Annotated in this window: 19 protein-coding genes; 12 read left to right on the forward strand and 7 right to left on the reverse strand. The window is 45.8% G+C overall.

The features are described from left to right. Positions 1 to 17 precede the first annotated feature (17 nt). The 7 genes from murD (at position 18) to ftsZ (ending at position 8,715) form a co-directional block, all read left to right on the forward strand. Positions 18 to 1,361 (forward strand): UDP-N-acetylmuramoyl-L-alanine--D-glutamate ligase, encoded by a 1,344-nt coding sequence (gene murD, locus ACSX1A_RS02075; RefSeq protein ID WP_439881952.1) that lies wholly within the window; start codon positions 18 to 20, stop codon positions 1,359 to 1,361. Positions 1,362 to 1,392: 31 nt separating this feature from the next. Beyond that, entirely contained in the window at positions 1,393 to 2,556 is a 1,164-nt protein-coding gene (locus tag ACSX1A_RS02080) for an FtsW/RodA/SpoVE family cell cycle protein (protein WP_439881953.1), read from the forward strand. After that, positions 2,549 to 3,661 (forward strand): undecaprenyldiphospho-muramoylpentapeptide beta-N-acetylglucosaminyltransferase, encoded by a 1,113-nt coding sequence (gene murG / locus ACSX1A_RS02085; RefSeq protein ID WP_439881954.1) that lies wholly within the window; start codon positions 2,549 to 2,551, stop codon positions 3,659 to 3,661. Before ACSX1A_RS02080 ends, murG begins: the two co-directional genes overlap by 8 nt. After that, positions 3,658 to 5,067, forward strand: a complete 1,410-nt coding sequence (gene murC / locus ACSX1A_RS02090; RefSeq protein ID WP_439881955.1) for a UDP-N-acetylmuramate--L-alanine ligase — start codon at positions 3,658 to 3,660, stop codon at positions 5,065 to 5,067. Before murG ends, murC begins: the two co-directional genes overlap by 4 nt. Before the next feature lie 100 nt (positions 5,068 to 5,167). Continuing rightward, complete coding sequence (locus ACSX1A_RS02095; RefSeq protein ID WP_439881956.1) at positions 5,168 to 5,815, forward strand: cell division protein FtsQ/DivIB; 648 nt, start codon at positions 5,168 to 5,170, stop codon at positions 5,813 to 5,815. Between the two features lie 10 nt (positions 5,816 to 5,825). After that, complete coding sequence (gene ftsA, locus ACSX1A_RS02100) at positions 5,826 to 7,127, forward strand: cell division protein FtsA (RefSeq protein ID WP_439881957.1); 1,302 nt, start codon at positions 5,826 to 5,828, stop codon at positions 7,125 to 7,127. Positions 7,128 to 7,152: 25 nt separating this feature from the next. Next, positions 7,153 to 8,715 (forward strand): cell division protein FtsZ, encoded by a 1,563-nt coding sequence (ftsZ, locus tag ACSX1A_RS02105; protein ID WP_439881958.1) that lies wholly within the window; start codon positions 7,153 to 7,155, stop codon positions 8,713 to 8,715. Between the two features lie 122 nt (positions 8,716 to 8,837). Here the strand turns inward: ftsZ and ACSX1A_RS02110 are convergent, their stop codons facing one another. The 4 genes from ACSX1A_RS02110 to ACSX1A_RS02125 form a co-directional block, all read right to left on the reverse strand. Continuing rightward, positions 8,838 to 9,362: an NADPH-dependent FMN reductase gene (locus tag ACSX1A_RS02110; protein WP_439881959.1), complete on the reverse strand. Its 525-nt coding sequence runs from the start codon at positions 9,360 to 9,362 to the stop codon at positions 8,838 to 8,840. 160 nt (positions 9,363 to 9,522) lie between these two features. Continuing rightward, positions 9,523 to 10,281 carry a succinate dehydrogenase/fumarate reductase iron-sulfur subunit gene (locus ACSX1A_RS02115; RefSeq protein ID WP_439883578.1) on the reverse strand — a complete coding sequence of 253 codons (759 nt, stop codon included), beginning with the start codon at positions 10,279 to 10,281 and terminating at the stop codon, positions 9,523 to 9,525. 154 nt (positions 10,282 to 10,435) lie between these two features. Continuing rightward, on the reverse strand, positions 10,436 to 12,370 hold the full coding sequence (locus ACSX1A_RS02120; RefSeq protein WP_439881960.1) for a fumarate reductase/succinate dehydrogenase flavoprotein subunit: 1,935 nt from the start codon (positions 12,368 to 12,370) through the stop codon (positions 10,436 to 10,438). Positions 12,371 to 12,395: 25 nt separating this feature from the next. Then, positions 12,396 to 13,067 (reverse strand): succinate dehydrogenase cytochrome b subunit, encoded by a 672-nt coding sequence (locus tag ACSX1A_RS02125; protein WP_439881961.1) that lies wholly within the window; start codon positions 13,065 to 13,067, stop codon positions 12,396 to 12,398. Positions 13,068 to 13,292: 225 nt separating this feature from the next. Between ACSX1A_RS02125 and ACSX1A_RS02130 the strand changes: the two genes are divergently transcribed. The 3 genes from ACSX1A_RS02130 (at position 13,293) to fabD (ending at position 17,536) form a co-directional block, all read left to right on the forward strand. Continuing rightward, positions 13,293 to 16,073, forward strand: coding sequence for a gliding motility-associated C-terminal domain-containing protein (locus tag ACSX1A_RS02130; protein ID WP_439881962.1), 2,781 nt, complete (start codon positions 13,293 to 13,295; stop codon positions 16,071 to 16,073). Between the two features lie 12 nt (positions 16,074 to 16,085). Next, positions 16,086 to 16,514 carry a thiol-disulfide oxidoreductase DCC family protein gene (locus tag ACSX1A_RS02135; RefSeq protein WP_439881963.1) on the forward strand — a complete coding sequence of 143 codons (429 nt, stop codon included), beginning with the start codon at positions 16,086 to 16,088 and terminating at the stop codon, positions 16,512 to 16,514. A 143-nt stretch (positions 16,515 to 16,657) separates the two neighbouring features. Then, a complete protein-coding gene (gene fabD / locus ACSX1A_RS02140) occupies positions 16,658 to 17,536 on the forward strand; it encodes an ACP S-malonyltransferase (RefSeq protein ID WP_439881964.1) in 879 nt (292 codons plus the stop codon). A gap of 90 nt (positions 17,537 to 17,626) precedes the next feature. On the opposite strand, the gene ACSX1A_RS02145 is transcribed toward fabD, so the two are convergent. Genes ACSX1A_RS02145 through ACSX1A_RS02155 form a run of 3 tightly spaced genes read right to left on the reverse strand, consistent with a single transcriptional unit; the run spans position 17,627 to position 19,522 of the window. Continuing rightward, positions 17,627 to 18,160 (reverse strand): GNAT family N-acetyltransferase, encoded by a 534-nt coding sequence (locus tag ACSX1A_RS02145; RefSeq protein ID WP_439881965.1) that lies wholly within the window; start codon positions 18,158 to 18,160, stop codon positions 17,627 to 17,629. Positions 18,161 to 18,198: 38 nt separating this feature from the next. Next, entirely contained in the window at positions 18,199 to 18,684 is a 486-nt protein-coding gene (folK, locus tag ACSX1A_RS02150; protein WP_439881966.1) for a 2-amino-4-hydroxy-6-hydroxymethyldihydropteridine diphosphokinase, read from the reverse strand. After that, on the reverse strand, positions 18,677 to 19,522 hold the full coding sequence (locus ACSX1A_RS02155) for an alpha/beta hydrolase family protein (RefSeq protein WP_439881967.1): 846 nt from the start codon (positions 19,520 to 19,522) through the stop codon (positions 18,677 to 18,679). The genes folK and ACSX1A_RS02155 overlap by 8 nt, the downstream gene beginning before the upstream one ends. 191 nt (positions 19,523 to 19,713) lie before the next feature. On the opposite strand from ACSX1A_RS02155, the gene ACSX1A_RS02160 reads away from it, so the two are divergent. After that, a complete protein-coding gene (locus ACSX1A_RS02160; protein ID WP_439881968.1) occupies positions 19,714 to 20,691 on the forward strand; it encodes a polyprenyl synthetase family protein in 978 nt (325 codons plus the stop codon). A 101-nt stretch (positions 20,692 to 20,792) separates the two neighbouring features. Next, a complete protein-coding gene (locus ACSX1A_RS02165) occupies positions 20,793 to 21,413 on the forward strand; it encodes a class I SAM-dependent methyltransferase (RefSeq protein WP_439881969.1) in 621 nt (206 codons plus the stop codon). The last annotated feature ends 52 nt before the right edge of the window (positions 21,414 to 21,465 follow it).

The following is a 21,465-nucleotide window of genomic DNA, read 5'->3' on the forward strand; positions in this document are numbered from 1 at the left end:
CAAAAAGAAGATAAACGATGAAGATAGCGATACTAGGAGCGGGTGAAAGTGGAGTAGGGGCAGCCTTACTGGCACAGGCAAAGGGACTGGAGGTCTTTGTCTCGGATATGGGGCAGATCAAAGAAAAGTATAAAGCCAAGCTAGCGACCGCTGCCATTCCTTTTGAAGAAGGAACACATAATTTTGATCGTATTCTGGCAGCAGACCAGATCATTAAAAGCCCTGGTATCCCTGACAAGGCACCGATAATACAGGAAGCTATCCAAAAGGATATTCCGGTTATATCGGAAATAGAGTTTGCAGGAAGGTATACGGATGCAAAGTTTATCTGCATTACAGGTACAAACGGCAAAACAACAACTACACTGCTTACCTATCATCTGCTCAAAAATGCCGGTCTGAATGTTGGTCTGGCAGGGAACATTGGTGACAGCCTGGCAGAAAAAGTGATCGACAATGAATACGATTATTATGTAGTGGAGCTGAGCAGCTTTCAGCTGGACAACATGTACCAGTTTAAAGCGCACATTGCCGTGCTTCTCAATATCACCCCAGATCACCTGGACAGGTACGGGTATAGCATGGAGAAATATGCAGCCTCTAAACTGCGCATTGCTCAGAACATGACAGGTGCCGACTTCTTTGTGCTGAATGCGGATGATGAAAACATCCAGAAAGCATTTAAATCAGAAGTATTCGGCGGAACTACTATCCCTTTCAGCTTACAAAAAGCAGAAGGAGCCAAAGTATACTTTGAAGGCGATGCCATAAAAGTAGAAGAGAAATTTTACGAAGGCATTATCGATACCTCAAAATCAGGGCTGATCGGGAAGCACAACCAATACAATACCATGGCAGCTGTTACCATAGCCAAGTTAATGGGTATCGGAGACGAGCAGGTAGAGCAGGCCCTGGAGACGTTTGAAAATGCTGAACACCGCTTGCAACAGGTAGGAGTAGCAAAGGAAGTTACTTATATAAATGATTCGAAGGCGACCAACGTAGAAGCTGTTTGGTATGCACTTGAAGGTATAAAGCAGCCTATCATCTGGATAGCAGGAGGGGTAGACAAGGGCAACGACTACAGCACGCTGGCAGAGCTGGCGCGTGAAAAAGTAAAAGTCTTGATTTGCCTGGGCAAGGATAATGAAAAACTGAAGCAGGCTTTTGGTAGAATTGTACCGATTATCGCGGAAACAACATCGATAGAGTATGCCGTTCGCCTGAGCCGTTCGTTGGCAACCCCCGGAGATGTGGTACTTCTGTCGCCGGCATGTGCCAGCTTCGATTTATTTAACAATTACGAACACCGTGGACAGCGCTTTAAGGAGGCTGTAGAGAAAATAGTTTTGAAGAGATAATAACAAGCATAACCGATTTAGCCAGAGGTTTATGATAAAGGAATGGTTACAGCAGAACCTGAAAGGGGATGCAGTACTTTGGGGGATTGTGTTCGCCTTCTCGCTGATAAGCGTGGCAGTAGTGTATTCTGCTACGGGTACGCTTGCTTATAAAAACAGGGACGGTAACACCGAGTATTTTCTTTTCAAGCATTCATCCCTGATCCTGTTAGGGCTCGGCTGTATGTGGGTGGCTCACAAGGTGCATTACCGGTATTATTCCAAATTATCTCTGGTGGCACTCATACTGTCAGCCCCGTTACTGATAGTTACCTACTTTTTTGGCTCTAACATAAATGAGGCAAGCCGATGGGTTACCATTCCTGTTATTGAGCTTACCTTCCAGCCTTCCGACCTGGCAAAACTCGCCCTTATTTCATACCTGGCAAGTATGTTATCTAAAAAGCAGCAGGAGCTGCAGAACTGGAAGAAATCGCTGGTACCCATGATGGTCTGGACAGTGGCTATATGCGGTCTGATCGCTCTTACAAACACTTCAACAGCTGTACTGCTTTTCTTAACATGCATGTTATTGATGTTTATCGGGCGGGTGCCATTTAAGTATCTGGCCTCTGTGGTGCTGATTGGTATTGTGGTTGGAGGTACTGCACTGGCACTTGGGCAGCGATTGGATACAGCCGTAAGCCGGGTAGAGGATTTCATGGATCCCGATAAAACAGCTTTTCAGCTGGAACAGTCTTACATAGCCATTGCTACGGGAGGCATTGTAGGCAAGGGTCCTGGAAACAGTGATCAGCGCGACATACTTCCACACCCTTATTCAGACTTTATCTATGCCATCATTCTCGAAGAGTACGGGTTGATCGGAGGTGTTGCAGTACTCTTCTTATACTTGGCCCTGCTGTACCGTGGGCTTGTTACGGTTCAGAAAAGCAATGGAGCCTTCGCTGGTTTATTGTCAGCGGGCCTGAGCTTTAGTCTTGTAATACAAGGCATGATAAATATGGGAGTAGCGGTTGGGCTTGGCCCTATTACCGGTCTTCCATTGCCCTTGCTGAGTATGGGAGGTACCTCACTGATTTTTACCGGTATTTCTCTAGGAATCATATTGAGTGTAAGCCGCAATGATGAACAATTGAAGCAAGAAGCGATGGGCATCGTAAATTCACCTGTCAAATCACCAGTAAATGCCTGATAAGCAAAGACCATATCGCGTGATAATAAGTGGTGGCGGCACCGGCGGGCATATTTACCCGGCCGTAGCTATTGCTAACCAGCTGAAAGCATTGAACCCTGCAACAGAAATACTTTTTGTTGGAGCGAAAGGGCGTATGGAAATGACGCGCGTGCCTGAGGCAGGCTATAAAATTGTAGGACTCTGGATAAGCGGAATACAGCGAAGACTAACGATCGATAACCTGTCTTTTCCTATAAAAGTGATCTCTAGTATTCGCGCTTCACATAAAATCATCAAAGATTTTAAACCCGATGCGGTAGTAGGTGTAGGAGGGTATGCAAGCGGACCCTTATTGTATGCGGCAACCGCCCGCAACATCCCTTCGCTTATCCAGGAGCAGAATTCTTATGCCGGCATTACCAATAAATTGCTGGCTAAGCGAGTTAATAAAGTATGTGTTGCTTATCCGAACATGGAGGCTTTTTTCCCGGCAGAGAAATTGGTGCTTACCGGAAATCCGGTTCGGAGCGATATCATGGATAGTAATTCCAAGCGGGAAGAGGCGCTGGCCCACTTTGGATTACAGAAGGACAAGAAAACAATACTTATAATAGGTGGTAGCCTGGGAGCCCGAACCATAAACAAAAGTATTGCAGCTGGGCTACAGCAGATAGTGGAGGCCGGTTATCAGCTTGTGTGGCAGACAGGCAAAGCCTTTTTTGAGGAAGCACAGGCACAAGGAGAAAAGTATGCAGTTAAGGGCGTTAAAGTATTCGACTTTATAAAGCGCATGGACCTGGCGTATGCAGCTGCCGATGTGGTTATTTCCAGAGCCGGGGCCCTGTCTATTTCAGAGTTGTCATTGGCTGGTAAGCCTTGTATACTGGTACCTTCGCCAAACGTGGCTGAAGATCATCAGACCAAAAATGCGATGGCGCTTGTACAGCAGCATGCAGCCATACTGGTGCGAGACATAGATGCACAGAAAGAACTGATAGATGCTGTGTTAACACTGGCAAAGGATGAAGAAGAGCAGCAGCGCTTGTGTAAAAACATACTTAAAATGGCCAAGCCAAATGCCGCTGCGGATATTGTGAACGAGCTAATAAAACTGATCAGGTGAAACTAGAGGATTATACATATATCTATTTCTTAGGCATCGGTGGCATCGGAATGAGTGCTATTGCCCGCTGGTTCAATGCGAAGGGCTACCCTGTATGGGGTTACGATAAAACACGTACGCCCCTGTGCGAAGCTTTGGAGCAGGAGGGGATAAAGGTGCATTACGAGGATAACGTAAGCCTGCTGCCGCAGGAGATCCTGCAGAATAAAGCGCAGACATTGGTTGTGTTAACGCCAGCCATACCCGCAGAACATACAGAATGGGCTTACCTGAAAGAACAGGGCTATACCATAAAAAAGCGCTCAGAAGTTTTGGGTATCATCACGTCAGCAGCTTATACCGTAGCAGTTGCAGGAACGCATGGTAAAACGACAACGTCATCCATCGTTACCCATTTGCTGCATCATGCAGGTGTGGATTGCTCAGCTTTCCTGGGTGGTATTTCTACCAACCTGAACTCAAACCTGCTGGTTGGCAAAGGGAGCGTGGAAAAGGAAGTGATTGTGGTAGAGGCAGACGAGTATGACAGGTCGTTTCTGACACTGTTTCCTGAAATTGCAATTGTAACTTCCGCAGACCCAGATCATTTGGATATTTATGGTGACAGGGCGGAACTGATACGTACTTTTCAGCGGTTCATTAGCCAGGTGAAGCCGGGTGGATACCTCTTCCTGCACGAAGATACCGATCCGTCTTTAACTAATTTAATACAGGAAGGGGTAAAAGTTATCAGGTATAGCCTTAACAATGGAGAAGCGCATGTTCAGAATCTAACTATCAATGGCCGCTGGTTTGAGTTTGATGCTGTAAGCCCTTTCAATAACATAGCCTCACTTCGTCTTGGGTTGCCAGGTTTCCATAATGTAGAGAACACCCTGGCGGCTATACTTGTAGCCCAGGCAATGGGTGTAGAGCCGGATAAAGTAGCTTCCGGGGTTGAGACATTTGCAGGAGTTAAAAGGCGTTTTGAATTTGTGTATGAGGGTGGAGGTATCGTGTATATCGATGACTATGCACACCATCCAAAAGAGATAGAAGCTTTTATGGCTTCGCTGCGGGCTTTATACCCAAACAAGCGGATTAAGGTACTATTTCAACCACACCTGTACACCCGTACCAGAGACTTTGCAGAGGAGTTTGCAGAGAGCCTCAGCAAGGCAGATGAACTGGTGCTGCTGGATATCTATCCGGCGCGTGAAAAACCTATCCCGGGGGTGACATCAGAGATGATTTTAAAGCAGGTGAATTGTGATGTAAAGGAGATATTGCAAAAAGAAAATATAATAGCAAATCTCTTTAAAAACGGCGATTTTGACGTACTGGCTACTGTGGGAGCAGGAGATATTGATACACTTGTTAAGCCTATTAAATTTTTTTTAGAAAAAGAACGTCATGGGCTTGAATAGTAAAATAAAATCTTTAATTTTTGCAGGTTGTAGCATCGTATCAATCGGCGCACTTGCAGGTTTTGCTTCTTCTAGGCAAAGTGAAAAAATCTGTAAAAAAGTGACAATAAAAGTTGATAATGAGTACAACAATTACTTTATTGGGGATAAGGAAGTAAGAGACCTTTTAACACGCGAAGGAGAGCGGAACTTAGAAGGCTTGCCGAACCACAATATCGACCTGAAGAACCTTGAAAAACGCATTGAAGCTAATAAGTTTGTGAATGATGCGGAAGTTTTCAGGGGCTTAGACGGGAACATTCATGTTAAAGTAAAACAAAACAGGCCTATTGCAAGAATTATACGACCAGATCAAGATGTATACATTGATGTGGAAGGGCATACCCTTCCCCTTTCTGACAGATACACCGCTCGTGTAATACCAGTCACTAAATCGGCTTTAATTAAGTCCCTTGATAATGGGTTCTTTCAGGACTCAACGGGGGAGGATTACCTTTCTTTGCTGAAGTTTATTGAAAACGATCAGTTTTGGAAGGCGCAAATTGCCCAAATGCACATTGATGGCAAAGGGAAAGTGTCATTTTTACCTCAGGTTGGAGAGCACACGATAGAGTTTGGAAAGCCTACGGAGGTAGAAGCGAAATTCAGGAAACTGATGATCTTTTATAAAGAAGTGCTGCCTGTGATGGGCTGGGACAAATATAAAAGGGTAAATGTAGAGTACGAAGATCAGATTATTTGTGAATAATATAAAGGATATGCAAAACGACAAAATAGTAGTAGGCTTGGACATTGGCACAACCAAAGTTTGCGCACTTGTTGGTCGGAAGAATGAGTTTGGGAAGCTCGAGATACTGGGCATGGGCAAGGCAGCATCCGAAGGGGTGGTGCGCGGAATCGTAAGCAATATCGATAAGACGGTAGAAGCTATCAAAAAAGCGATCCGTCAGGCCGAGGAACAATCTGGTATTAACATTGGCGTAGTGAACGTGGGGATTGCCGGGCAGCATATCAAAAGCCTGCAGCACAATGGCAGTATAACGCGCCAGGTGACAGACCATGAGATTACAGTGGCAGACGTAAACCGCCTGACCAATGATATGTACCGTTTGGTTACACCACCGGGAAGCGAGATCATCCACGTGATGCCACAGGAGTATAAGGTAGACTTTGAAGAAGGCATTGTAGATCCGGTTGGTATGTCAGGGGTGCGTCTGGAAGGGAACTTTCACATCATCACTGCACAGTCTAATGCCATCAATAACATTAACAAATGTGCTACGCGTGCCGGTTTAACAGTAGAGAACCTGATCCTGGAACCACTTGCATCCTGCATGTCGGTGCTTAGTGACGAGGAGAAAGAAGCCGGTGTGGCACTGGTTGATATAGGAGGCGGAACAACAGATTTAGCGATCTTCAAAGACAATATAATACGCCATACAGCAGTTCTGCCATTTGGAGGTAACATAATAACTTCCGATATTAAGCAAGGGTGCATGGTAATGCAAAATCAGGCCGAGCAACTTAAAGTTAAGTTTGGTAAAGCTATTGCCGACGAAGCCTCTGAGAATGAGATCGTTTCGATTCCTGGTTTAAGAGATCGTACACCGAAAGAAATATCGTTGAAGAACCTTGCCTACATTATTGAGGCAAGAATGGAAGAAATTGTTGAGCTGGTATATGCAGAGATTGTACGTTCTGGGTATGCTAACAACCTTGCCGCCGGTATAGTAATTACAGGTGGAGGTGCACAACTACAGAACCTGGTGCAATTAGTAGAATACATTACAGGTATGGATACCCGTATCGGTTATCCGAATGAGCACCTGGGTAAGTCAAAGATTGATGCTGTGAAGAGCCCGATGTACGCCACTAGCGTGGGTCTCGTGCTGGCCGGTTATCAGTCTATTGATCAACTTGCAGCCGGTTATTCTGATACGCCGGAGCAAAATGAATATCAGAAACCAGCTCAGAAGGTAGCCAAGGAAAGCAACGGCGGCTTGTTCCAGATGATCAAAGGTTTCTTATCAGACGACATAGACAATAAACAAAGTTATTAACTCATTAAGAGCAGGAGAATTTAGCATGACTTCAATGTACACTTTTGACTTACCATCTAGTAGTAAGTCCATCATTAAGGTGATTGGCGTCGGGGGCGGTGGAAGCAACGCTGTTAATCATATGTATAACCAAGGCATCAAAGATGTTGAGTTTATCATATGTAATACCGATGCACAAGCCTTGAAAAGTAGCAGCGTACCTAATAAACTGGGTATTGGCCAAAACCTGACCGAAGGTCTGGGAGCAGGTGCCAATCCTGAGAAAGGTAAGCATGCGGCCCTGGAAAGCAAGGAAGAGATCAGAGAAATGTTAAGCTCTGATACGAAAATGGTGTTTATAACAGCCGGTATGGGTGGCGGAACTGGTACAGGTGCTGCTCCAGTCATTGCTAAAGTTGCCAAAGAATTAGGTATCCTTACAGTAGGCATCGTTACAGCTCCTTTTGCTTTCGAAGGAAAGAAAAAGAAGATCGCCGCTGAAAACGGCGTGAAGGAACTGAGCGAGAACTGCGATACTATCCTGGTTATCCTGAATGATAAACTTCGTGAGATGTTCGGAAACCTGACCATACGCGAGGCTTTTGCAAAAGCAGATAATGTGTTGACCACAGCTGCGAAGTCTATTGCAGAAATCATCACGGTTACTGCTGAAGTAAACGTTGACTTTGAAGACGTTAAAACGGTAATGAAGGACTCTGGTGCTGCAGTGATGGGATCTGCAACAACAGAAGGTGAAGGCCGTGCTTTACGTGCTGCTGAAGAAGCTCTTTCTTCTCCGCTCCTGAATAATACAGATATACATGGTGCCCAAAAGATCCTTCTTTCTATCATGTCTGGTGAGCAGGCTGAGTTGGAGATGGATGAATTAACTGAGATCACTGAGTATATCCAGGATAAAGCCGGACAGGAAGCAGAAGTTATTTTCGGCCACGGCATTGATTCGTCTTTGGGTCAGAGCATTCGTGTAACTGTTATTGCCACTGGTTTTGCCAGCAGCGCGGATAGCATTATCGAGCCTAAGAAGACAGTTTTTGATCTGGAAAGCCAAAAAAAAATAGAAGTAGCTGAGCCAGCCAAGGCAGAGCATGCTGAAGTAGCAGCCTTTGTTGCGAAACCTGTTGTAGCCCCTGTGTCTATGCCTCAGGCGCCTTCTGCTCCTGCAGCACCAGCACCTCAGCAGCACAACACTAACAATAACAGCTTTGATGCACCACAGCCTGTGCGTAAGCCGATAGAGCAGGCACAGCCAACACGAATTGTTTTTGAGTTAGACGGTAACTCGCAAAATGACGTTTATGCATCTCGTGATGAGGAGCGCTCTACAAGTGAGGCAGAAAGAATCGCGGAAGAGCGTGAAATCATGCAGCGCCGTGCAGAGGAGCGTCGTGAGATACTGCGCAGACTTAGCAGTTCTGAAATAACATCAGAGGCTATAAAGGAGAAATTGGATGTTCCAGCTTACCTGCGTCGTAATGTATCGCTGGAAAAGGTGTCTCACTCCTCGGAGCGTAACATTTCCCGCTTTAATCTGAATGATGATAATGAGATGTTAGGTGACAATCGTTTCCTGCACGACAATGTTGACTAAGCTACTAAGTAGTCAATAAGTATAAAAGAGAAGGGGCCGCTGAAATTTTCAGCGGCCCCTTCTCTTTTATACTTATAAATTCAGTTGGCTATGGGCCTATGCTTTGAACTTCAGTGGAGGTTCTAAAACTTTAGAAACTGGTCAACATGCTGTACCAGTAATTCATTGTAGAGCTTATTGGTTAGCCTATACCCATCAAAATTCTTTTCTATATGAGCAAGCTTTAGCTTCATTGCCATCGTGTGCATTCCTAAATAATTAAGAATATCTGTCAGGTGACTTAACGATAAGCCACTTCCCTGCATGCCCGATGAAATTCCAACTAATGCGCCTTTCTTATCCTTGAAAATATTTGGATAGGACAAACCATCAATAAAAGCTTTTAATACCCCTGGAAAAGAGGAGTTATACTCTGGCACAACAAATACAAATTTGTCTGATGTGGCGATCATACTGCTGAGTTTGTTGAATTGCTCATTCTTGCCTATGTTGTCATACAGCGCCGTTACAGTAAAATCTGATGGAAGATCTGCAAGGTCAAGAATCTGGTATACTATGCCGCGTTCTTTCAGTAAACTGGCATATAGCTCCACAATAGCTCTAGAGTTTGATTCAGGTCTGTTGGTTCCTGAAATGAGTGTGATCATAATTGTTTATTGATTTACCCCTTAACAGTTTTTTTGAATTAAGGTTATGCCATTAGCTTCAAAGTAGGACTCAAGCCTACTGAAAAATTTGTTAAGAGCGAAATAAAAAAGGCGAGGAGCCTTGACAGCATCCTCGCCTTTCAATGTATAACCGTGTTAATTAAGACACTACGTTCTCTGAAGTTAACTTAGCGCCAAGGTACTCGCGGTTCAGCATCGCAATGTTCTCCAGCGATATACCAACCGGGCACTCTGCCGCGCAGGCTCCGGTGTTTGTACATGCACCAAATCCTTCCACATCCATTTGAGCAACCATGTTTTCGGCACGTGTTTTACGCTCCGTTTTACCCTGCGGTAACATAGCAAGCTGAGAAACTTTAGCTGATACAAAGAGCATTGCGGAAGCATTCTTACAGGCTGCCACACAAGCACCGCAACCAATACAGGTAGCGGCATCAAAAGCCTTGTCTGCAATAGTTTTCGGAATCGGAATTTCGTTTGCATCAGGTACACCACCCGTGTTTACAGAAATGTAACCACCAGCTTGTTGTATCCGGTCAAACGCAGAACGATCCACAACTAGGTCCTTGTGTACCGGGAAAGCCGCAGCTCTCCAGGGCTCAATTGTAATTGTATCTCCGTCTTTAAAATGGCGCATGTGCAACTGGCAGGTAGTTGTTCCTTTTTCAGGTCCGTGGGCACGGCCATTGATAAACAAGCTACACATACCGCAGATACCTTCGCGGCAATCATGGTCAAAAGCAACAGGCTCTTCACCAGCAATTAGCAAATCTTCGTTAAGCACATCCAGCATCTCAAGGAATGACATGTCAGGAGAGATGTTCTTAACAGGGTATGTAACCAGCTGACCAGCTGTGTCTCTATTTTTTTGGCGCCAAACCTTTAGAGTAAGATCCATTGGTTTTGCATTTGGATTACTTCCAGCCATTTCTTTTGAATTAGAAATTATAAATTATGAATTAGAAATTATCAGATATGATGCCTCGTTTATAACAACTGTGAGGGGCTTATCATTTCTGTTTTTGCATTTCTAATCTTTAATTATCAGTTTATTACTTATAGCTACGCTGCGTTAACTTCACGTTTTCGAACTTCAGTTCTTCCTTGTGCAGAACCGGCTCATTGCCTACACCTGTAAACTCCCAGGCTGATACATAGGCATAGTTCTCATCGTCGCGCAGGGCTTCGTTCTCAGGCGTCTGGTATTCTTCACGGAAGTGACCACCACAAGACTCATTTCTGTTCAGGGCATCATCCACCATCAGTTCTCCAAGTTCCAGGAAGTCAGCAACTCTGTTCGCTTTCTCAAGTGTCTGGTTCAGTTCTTCGCCAACACCGGTAACTTTTACATCGCGCCAGAATTCATCGCGTAGTTTGCGTATCTCGCCTTTGGCAAACTTAAGGCCTTCAGCAGTACGCGCCATACCACAGTAATCCCACATCAGCAACCCTAATGCTTTATGGAAATCATCCACGGTACGAGTACCTTTTATAGAAAGTAGGCGATTGTTTTTATCAATAACAGCCATCTCAGCTTCCTTAAAGGCAGGATGGTCTGTGCTAACCTTCGCATAAGGCTGCTTGGCCAGATAATCGCCAATGGTGTAAGGCAACACGAAGTAACCGTCTGCAAGGCCCTGCATCAATGCAGAAGCACCAAGGCGGTTGGCACCATGATCAGAGAAGTTCGCCTCACCGGCAGCATAAAGGCCCGGTACATTTGTCATCAGGTTGTAGTCAACCCACAAGCCACCCATGGTATAGTGTACAGCCGGGTAGATGCGCATCGGTCTTTCGTATGGGTTCTCATCTGTGATCTTGGCATACATCTCAAATAAGTTACCATACTTGGCAGCAATTGCCGGCTGGCCATCGCGTTTGATCGCATCGGCGAAGTCAAGATATACGGCAAGGCCTGACGAGCCAACACCTCTTCCTTCATCGCATACCAGTTTCGCGTTACGTGATGCCACGTCACGAGGAACTAGGTTACCGAAGGCTGGATATTTACGCTCCAGGTAGTAATCACGGTCAGCTTCAGCGATATCATTTACTGTGATCTCGCCTCGTCTTAAACGTTCTGCTGTTTCTTTAGTCTTAGGTACCCATACACGGCCGTCATTACGAAGTGATTCTGACATAAGCGTTAGCTTAGACTGATACTCGCCTGAAACCGGGATACAGGTTGGGTGGATCTGTGTAAAGCAAGGGTTAGCGAACAATGCCCCTTTCTTATGCGCTCTCCAGGCTGCAGTAGCATTTGAGCCCATAGCGTTAGTAGAAAGGAAGAAAACGTTGCCGTAACCACCTGTTGCCAGTACAACTGCGTGAGCACTGTGCGACTCAATTTTACCAGTTACTAAGTTACGCACCACAATACCACGTGCCTGACCATCAACAAGTACCAGGTCAAGCATTTCTGTACGTGGGTACATCTTCACTTTTCCGTAAGCGATCTGGCGGTTAAGGGCAGAGTAAGCACCTAATAGAAGCTGCTGTCCAGTCTGGCCACGAGCGTAGAAGGTACGGGATACCTGTGCGCCACCAAAAGAACGGTTAGCAAGCAGTCCGCCATACTCACGTGCGAAAGGCACACCCTGCGCCACACACTGGTCAATGATATTTACAGATACCTGTGCAAGGCGGTATACATTTGCCTCACGGGCACGGTAGTCACCACCTTTGATCGTATCGTAGAAAAGACGGAAGACAGAGTCACCGTCGTTTTGGTAATTCTTTGCGGCGTTGATACCACCCTGAGCAGCAATGGAGTGTGCCCGGCGCGGAGTATCCTGAAAGCAGAAAGCTTTTACATTATAACCCAACTCGCCAAAAGTAGCCGCAGCAGAGGCTCCTGCAAGGCCAGTACCAACAACAATAATATCGTATTTACGCTTGTTAGCTGGGTTAACCAGCTTCACATCGAATTTATGCTTGTCCCATTTTTCGGCTAAAGGGCCTTCAGGGATTTTTGAATCTAATATCATATTAAACTATAGCAGTTTGTTATAATTAAAAGAAAAAGAAAAAGTATAGAGGCATGATCGCAAAACCAAGGCAGATAAGTACCGAGAATGCGTAACCAAATGCCTGAATAAATGGCGTATACTTCTTGTGTGTAAGGCCCAGTGTCTGGAATGCACTCTGGAAACCGTGGATCAGGTGATAAGCAAGGGCGATCATAGAGATCACATAGATTGCTACGTACCACCACATCTGGAACGAATCAACCACTACCATGTACAGGTTCTCAACACCTGCTGCATCCTCAGGTACATCGCCGAAGCGGGCACGCCAGAAGAAATTATAAAGGTGGATGATCAGGAAAACCAAAATAACGGTACCTAGTAAGCCCATATTACGGGAAGACCATGTTGAGTTCTCCTCCGGATGATTATTTGCGTAACTAACAGGGCGGGCTGCCTTATTTTTACGCGTCAGGACAATGGCATCATAAATATGAAAAATGAAGCCAAGTAGCAACACGATCTCCAGGGTGCGGATGACAGGATTATGCCCCATGAACTCGGAGTAAACGTTAAAGGCTAGTCCGCCATCGTCTTTAAAAAGCTGGAAATTGCCAATAAGGTGCACCACCAGGAATGAGCACAGGAAAAGACCCGTGATCGACATAATGATCTTGCGTCCGATTGTACTGGAAAACGTCTTAGTAAACCAATTCATCTGTATTAGTTATAGGTTAATTAATTATGCTTTTTTTAATTCTCAAAGGTACTAGTGACCCTTTTATAAAACAATTTTAGGTTAATATTTTGAATCAATCTAAATTGGCATCCGTAGGACATAAAACCTTTACTGTTACAACCTACTTTTCTTACAATTGTTGATAATAAAATTAAACTTTTTTAGTTTACTTTATAGCTGATTTTATTGCCAAACCCTATTTTTATGCCAAACAGTTTACGCACGAAGTATCTGCTGCATGGGGGTCTGCTCTGGGTGTTGATATTGTTGTTGGGAGTTTTCACAGACGCACAGGCCACGCACATTAGAGCGGGAGATATTGTGGCCAGACGGGACACAACGCCGAACCCTAACCCGTTTCGATTTTTCTTCACCATGAAAATTTACACGGACCGGGCTTCGCAAGCAGATGACCCTACCGTTCAGATACAGACCGGGGATGGCAATACGCTGACCGTACCTAAATTCTCGCATTCAGAGGTCGGCGATCCTGCAGACCTGGTTGACCTGGAAGTATATAAGTGGGAGTATACGTACCCTGCTGCCGGTGAATACACCACCTCCTGGACCGGAATTAACCGAAATCCCAATATTCTGAATGTCACCCCTCCCTCTGATCAGCTGACGTTTTATATTGCCACAACGATCAATATAAACCCTCTGCGAGGTTTTAATAGCACTCCGGTACTTACAGTTGCGCCGGTTGACCTTGCTGCCGTTGGGCGTGTATTCGTGCATAACCCTGGCGCCTTTGATGCTGACGGTGATAGCCTGGCCTTTAAACTGCGGGTGCCTTTACAGCGCAGTGCTCCAACCGGAGCCGTTGGCCCTGTGCCCGGTTACGTGCTGCCAAGCCTAAGATTTGCCGGTGCCAGTTGTACAACCTCTTCGGGAAACGGAGCCGCTTTTCTGACCTTAGACATCACGAATGGGCAGTTGGTATGGGACTCGCCCTGCGTTAAAGGGGAGTACAATATTGCCTTTGTAGTAGAAGAATGGCGTGTTTCGGATGTTGGTGCCGTTAAACTTGGAGAAGTGATCCGGGACATGCAGATTATCGTGAAGGAAACTCCTAACAGGCCACCTAAGCTTACACCTAAAGATACTTGTATAGTTGCGGGTACAACACTTACCGGTGTGGTGCGTGCGACTGACCCCGATAACGACTTTATAGTTTTAACTGCCATAGGAGGTATAATTCCGCCAGCAACATTTACTCAAACTATAAATAACGCGGGAGTTGCTGCAGGCCGCTTCAGCTGGTCAACTAACTGCAGCGATGTACGTGAGCGCCCTTACCAGGTGATCTTTAAGGCTGAGGACGTAAGGCCTCCTAATGAAACCGACCTGGCCGATCTGCAGCCATGGAACATCACTGTTGTAGGGCCCCCTCCGCAAAACCTGGGAGCAGTAGGAGCTGATAGAAACGTAACGTTGACATGGGATCCTTATATCTGCCAGAACGCCTCAACCATACGCATCTACCGTCGCGAAGGGCCATCAGGTTTTGTGCCGGATGAGTGTGAGACTGGTGTGCCAGCCAGTACGGGGTATGTGCTGATCGGAGAGGTAGATGCAGACGAGGTTACCTTCTTTGACAATAATAATGGGGCAGGCCTTAAGGCGGGTGTAGAGTATTGTTATATAATCTATGCCGAATTTCCTGCGCCAGCCAGAGGAAAAAGCCTTGCTTCTAACGAGGCATGTGTGGCCATTGATCAGGATATTCCATACTTGACCAACGTGACCGTAGACCAGACTGATGTAACTAATGGACGGATAACGGTTAAATGGACCCAGCCACGAAATGTGGATAAGCTTACCCCTCCATTGGAGTACAGGCTCTACCGCAAAGAAGGAGCTCAGACAGGTGCTGGGTTCACAGAAGTGAAGCGAACAAGGGTAATGACGGATACCACTTTTGTAGATACAGGGCTTAACACCGTAGAAAAAGCATATCGTTACAGGCTGGAATTTTACCAGTCTCCGGCACCAGGAGGGCAGCCAACTTCTTTACGCGACAGTACAGAGGCTTCAAGTGTATTTCTTACTGTTACCCCTGCCACAAATGGCTCAAAGGAAATTGCTTTAAACTGGACCTATAGTGTACCGTGGAATAACAGCTTAAATAAGCACCGAATTTACAGAGCTATAAATGGTACCTTTACCCTGATTGACAGTATAACTGCAACAACATCTGCTGGCGCCTACATCGATCGGGGTACGTTCCAGGGTGCTGAACTGCAGCGTGGGGTAGAATACTGTTATTATGTACAGACTTCAGGCTCGTATCAGATCAAAGATCTGCCAGAACCACTGCTGAATAACAGCCAGCGGGTCTGCGTTACCTTGCCAAAAGAAATTTGTGCTCCGGTGCTAAGTATTGAACTGCTGAATTGTGATGTATTTAATCAGAATCCGACGAAGCCGCCTTATCAGAATGTACTGACATGGGAGCCGCAGGTCACCGGCGACTGTACAGCTGACATAGACTTTTACACGGTTTACTTTAAGCCAACCACCGATGCTGACTATACGGAGATAGGAAGAACAGAGGAAACTACTTTTACGCATTCAGGACTTCAGTCTTTTGCCGGTTGCTACCAGGTAACAGCCACAGATGTTAACGGAAGACAGAGCCCACGAAGCAATGAAGTATGTAATGATAACTGTATCAGCTTCAAACTGCCTAACATCATCACACCAAACGGCGATGGTAAGAACGATGTGTTTAAACCAGACAATAAGACTTCGTTTATAAAGAGCACAGACTTTAAGGTGTATAACAGATGGGGTGTGCAAGTATACCATAACAAGGCAGAAGGCGGGGGAGATGATGTATATCTTAACTGGCCTGGTGTTGACAATGAAGGCAATCGCCTGACTGACGGAACCTACTACTACGAAGTGGATGTAGAGTTTTTCACCCTCGACCCTTCCAAATCCAGAGCAAAATTTAAAGGCTGGGTTGAGATTGTCAGGTAACAGTTTTAAAAAATGGGGCTAACAGCAACAGATATAGAAAAGTATTCCACAAGAGCCATCGTTTTTTACGATGGCTCTTGTGGGTTTTGCCAGGCTAGCGTTCAGTTTGTGCTCCGGCATAATAAAGACCAGGACCTATACTTTGCCCCTTTGGATTCTGATGTGCTCAAGGAAATTATGCCTAACGCCTTACTGCCTGATCCTCTGCCCGATTCGGTTTTATTTTATGAGAACGGGATGCTTTTTAATGAGTCAGAAGCGGCTCTTCGTATTGCCGGCCACCTGAAATTTCCATTCTCCCTGCTTTCACATTTTCGCATTATTCCTTTATCTTTCCGCACTTTTGTGTACCGGTTTATCGCAAAGCATCGCTATAAGATAGCTGGCCGGCGGCAAGCGTGCCTGTTGCCAAGCCCTGAGCAAAGGAGCCGTTTTCTTTGATTTGGCAAATTGCTGAATACCCATCAGCTATCGGTATTGCAGGTGTATTTACAAGTAACTGCTTTAGTAAGCTGATAATTTGCAACTAAGCAGCGGTACAGAAAATGTAGACAACAGACAGTAATTAAACAATTTATTCCATAATGAAGAAGGCATACGTTTTCCCGGGACAGGGGTCACAGTTTGTGGGTATGGGCAAGGACCTGTACGAGCAACATGAAGAAGCAAAGCAGTTGTTCGACAAGGCAAACGAGATCCTGGGCTTTGATATTACAGCGATCATGTTTAATGGCACCGATGAGGAGCTGAAACAAACAAAGGTTACACAACCTGCCATTTTCCTGCATTCGGTTGCCCAGGCTGCCGTTGCAAAAGACTTTCATCCGGACATGGTAGCAGGTCACTCTTTGGGTGAGTTCTCTGCATTAGTAGCCAGCAAGGTATTGAGTTTTGAGGATGGGTTGCGCCTGGTTTCTAAGAGAGCTTTGGCTATGCAGGCTGCCTGCGAAGCAAACCCTTCGACAATGGCCGCCATACTTGGCCTGGAGGATGAGAAGGTAGAGGAAATATGTGCCTCTATTGATGAGGTAGTAGTTGCGGCTAACTATAACTGCCCGGGCCAGTTGGTTATTTCAGGCTCGAATAAAGGAATTGAAATTGCCTGTGAGAAAATGAAAGAGGCAGGCGCTAAACGTGCTTTGCCACTCCCTGTTGGTGGAGCATTTCACTCGCCGCTGATGAAGCCTGCTGAAGAGGAATTAGCAAAGGCAATCCAGGAAACTACTTTCTCAGAGGGTATTTGCCCGATTTACCAGAACGTAGATGCGCTGCCACACACTGATCCTTCTGAGATCAAGCAGAACCTGATAAAGCAGCTGACCGCACCGGTTCGCTGGACGCAGTCTGTACAACAAATGATTGCCGATGGCGCCACACATTTTATTGAGTGCGGGCCAGGCAAAGTATTACAAGGGCTTGTGAAAAAAATAGACCGTAATGCTGAAGTAAGCTCTGCGGAATAGCATTTGTAAAATGCGATAAATACAAACGCCCTCCCTGGCTTAAATGCCGAGGAGGGCGTTTGTATTTAAGTACAGTTGTTTATGCATTGTTTAATGCTTCTGGGTATCCAGGTTTAGCTTGTACAACAAGAGCTCTTCCTCATCATGCTGCAGCTTCACAAATCCTGTGCAGCGCAGGCCCAATTTTTCAAGTAACCTTTGGGAGGCGGTGTTTGCTTCTGTGGTAATGGCGCTGATCTCCCGGATTCCAAAAAGATCAGTGGCAGCTGTCTTCAGTTTATCGGCCGCCTCAAACGCATACCCCATTTTCGAAAATTGCGGGAGAAACGCGAAACCAATGTCTATCCCTTCCAGTCCTTCCCTGTCATAAAGGCCGCAGGTACCTATTTTCGCACCGTCCGATTTTCTGGTAACAGTATAGTTCCCGTAGCCAAGACGTTTCAACTGGGGCATCATTCTATGCTTGATGTAGTCTTCTGCGTCTTTGATAGATTTAACATTTCTTTCACCTATATTCTGAAGCCATTCGGGCGTATTCAGGAGCTCCAGAATGAAAGGGGCATCCTTGTAAGAGGTAGGGCTTAAAACAAGCCTTTCAGTTTCAAATGATCTGTAAGAAGGCATCTTAATGTATAACTGGTAAGGTTACTGTTATTAACTAATTATTCCTGAAACTCCCACACTTCCAGTGCATCAGGGCAGTGTTCTAATAACTGGTGGATGTTCTTATGCAGTACCGGGTGCACCATGTCAGGCGCTACTTCTACCAGCGGGAGTAACGTAAATTTTCTGAGGTGCAGTTGAGGGTGGGGGATGGTAAGACGCTGGGTCTGCAACACAAGGTCATCGTAAAAGAGAATGTCGATATCAATTAAGCGTGCCCCCCAATGCTCCAGGCGTGTTCTTCCCAGTTCATTTTCTATGAAGTTGATCGCTTGCAGTACGTGCTCCGGCGAAAGTGTTGTTTGCACCTGTAAAACCTGATTCAGAAAATTAGGCTGGTCAGTTTTGCCCCAGGCTGCCGTTTCGTACAATCGGGAGCTGCTTATAACTGAGCCAACTTGTTGTGTAATGGCTTCCCGGGCCAGCTGCAAAAAAGTTTTACGCTCGCCAAGGTTGCCTCCTAATAGCAGATAAACGTTAGGCATGTCTGCGGAAAAAGTCTATCGTTTTATCGGCTGCTGCCTGTGCGGCGGCAGGCAATTCTTTATCGTTGTAAGGATGCTGGCCACCAAAAGAGTGATCTGTCTCCGGTAGCAGGTGCATTTCGGCATCAGGCTTCCATGTTTTCAGGTCATGCGCCATTTGGGTAGGCAGCGTTTCGTCCTGTTCGCCATGTAGCAGGAGCAGAGGCTGTTTCATTCGCTTGACTACTGTCGGAATGTCCAGGCGGTATTTGTTTTCGATGAAATCCTCCACAATCTGGTAATACAGTGGCATTTTCATGCCAGTACGCCCGTTTAAGACATATTGTACGCCTTGCTCTCTCCATTGGTCCATGTGCAATTCGTCCCAGTGGTTATCATACCTGTTCACAGATGCCCAGGTGGCTACAGCTTTTACCAGTGGTTCTTCTGCGGCCTTTAATATGACTGCGCCTCCGCCACGGCTGTGCCCGATAAGGTAGATGCGGCTGAGATCCAGTTCCACCGCTTCGATAGGAGGGTTGTCGGAGTGAAGTAATTCGATCAGCGCCTGCAGGTCATCAAGCTCTAGGCTGAAGTTGTTTTTTCCGAATGCCTCCATGTCGTGCATATCAGAGTGATCATCTACAGAAGTGCCGTTGTAGGCAAAATTAAATTTGATAAACACAAACCCTTGTTTTGCAAAATAAGTAGCCAGCAGGTTAAAGTGCCCCCAGTCTTTAAAACCTTTAAAACCATGTGCAAAGATCACGACAGGCTTGGGGGTGCTGTCGGGCCAGTAGGTAACATCTGCGGTAAAAGGGCGACCATGTTCAGGATATACTACAAAATCTACTTTCATCTGTTTACTATTAAAGGCAAAATTGATAAAGTGGGTATCAACATGAAATTCCCTTATGCTAAAGGACAGATCAAGACTCATCCTTTAACAATTTAACATCTCAAATGACGGCAATTTAACAATTATACTCTGTTTTGCTAACACACGTTTGGAAACCACTAAAGGAGACTGTAATATTGTAGACTTAACACATGAGCATCAGCCTAAAGGATATACAAGCCCCCATTGCGCCCGAAATGGAGCTGTTCGAAAAGAAGTTCAGGGCCTCGATGAAAACGAGAGTTTTGCTTCTTGATCGGATCATGAGTTATATCGTGAAGCGAAAAGGGAAGCAGATGCGCCCGATGTTCGTTTTTTTTACTGCTAAGCTCTTCCACGAAAACATAGATGAACCCACCTATCGTGGTGCTGCACTGATCGAGTTGCTGCACACAGCTACCCTCGTGCACGACGATGTGGTGGACGATGCCAACTATCGCCGCGGTTTCTTCTCGGTTAACGCACTCTGGAAAAATAAGATTGCCGTTTTAGTAGGTGATTATCTCCTCTCTAAAGGCTTACTGCTCTCGCTGCAGAACGATGATTATGAGTTACTCAAGATCGTTTCGAATGCGGTGAAGGAGATGAGCGAAGGGGAGTTGCTGCAGATAGAGAAGGCACGTAAACTGGACATCACCGAGGATGTTTATTTTGATATCATCCGCCAGAAAACAGCTTCGTTGATAGCTTCCTGCTGTGCTGTTGGTGCAGCCTCTGCAGGGGCATCTAAAGAAGATATAGAGAAGGCGCGTCTGTTCGGTGAAAAGGTTGGAATTGCTTTCCAGATAAAAGATGACCTGTTCGATTATGGCACTGCCGAGATCGGCAAACCTGTTGGCATCGACATTAAAGAAAAGAAGATGACCTTGCCATTGATCCATGCCCTGCGTGAATCAGATTGGTTAACAAAGCGCCGTGTTATCTACAACGTGAAGAACAACAATGGCGAAAACAAGCGCGTGCAGCAGGTAATTGAGTTTGTGAAAAGCTCCGGAGGCATTGAGTATACCATTGGCCTGATGAACAAGTATCATGCTGAGGCGCTGGCTATACTTCATACTTTCCCTGATTCTCCCTCCCGCACTTCCCTGGAAGAACTGATTGCCTATACCATTGAAAGGGAAAAGTAGTTTTCGCATTCAATCCTGAATTTTACAAGCATCCATTATAATTGTGTAACAGACACAGGACCAAATCAGGTAAATTGCTCTGGCAAATTAACCTATGAAAAATGAGTCTGAATACCAACACCTGGAACCGCCTGCGGTACACACTTTACCTGCCTGTTTACGATCTTGTGGCTGATCGGATTTTTCGAAAATACAGGAAGCGCTCCATTCAACTTCTGGCTGCCAACCCCTCGGATAACATATTGTTGCTTGGTGCCGGAACAGGACTTGACCTGACATACTTGCATGGCTTCCATAACCTCACAGCAATTGATATTACACCTGGTATGATTGCCAGGCTGAAGCAGCGGGCAGAATCTTTACATCTTCCGGTACGGGCCGAGGTAATGGATGGTCAGAAACTTGACTTCGCTGACAATAGTTTCGATGCGGTTATACTTCACCTTATACTTGCTGTGATACCTGATCCGGTTGCCTGTATTGAAGAGGTGGAGCGGGTGCTTAAGCCGGGAGGCACAGCCATGGTTTTCGATAAGTTCTTGCCAAACGATCAGAAGCCGTCCCTGCTTCGTCGGTTCTTTAATCAAATTGCCAGCACCCTTTTTTCCGATATAAACCGCAGCATTGGCCATATTATCAGTTATACTTCACTGCGCCAGGAAGTAAATGAGCCGGCGGCGCTGGGCGGAACATTTCGGATTGTGAGGTTGCGAAAGCCGTGAGTAAGTATAGTGATACTTACGGAGTATCCATAACAAAAACGACAGCGGCCAC

Source organism: Pontibacter sp. MBLB2868 (assembly GCF_051904785.1).
In the GTDB taxonomy this organism is placed as follows: Bacteria; Bacteroidota; Bacteroidia; order Cytophagales; family Hymenobacteraceae; genus Pontibacter.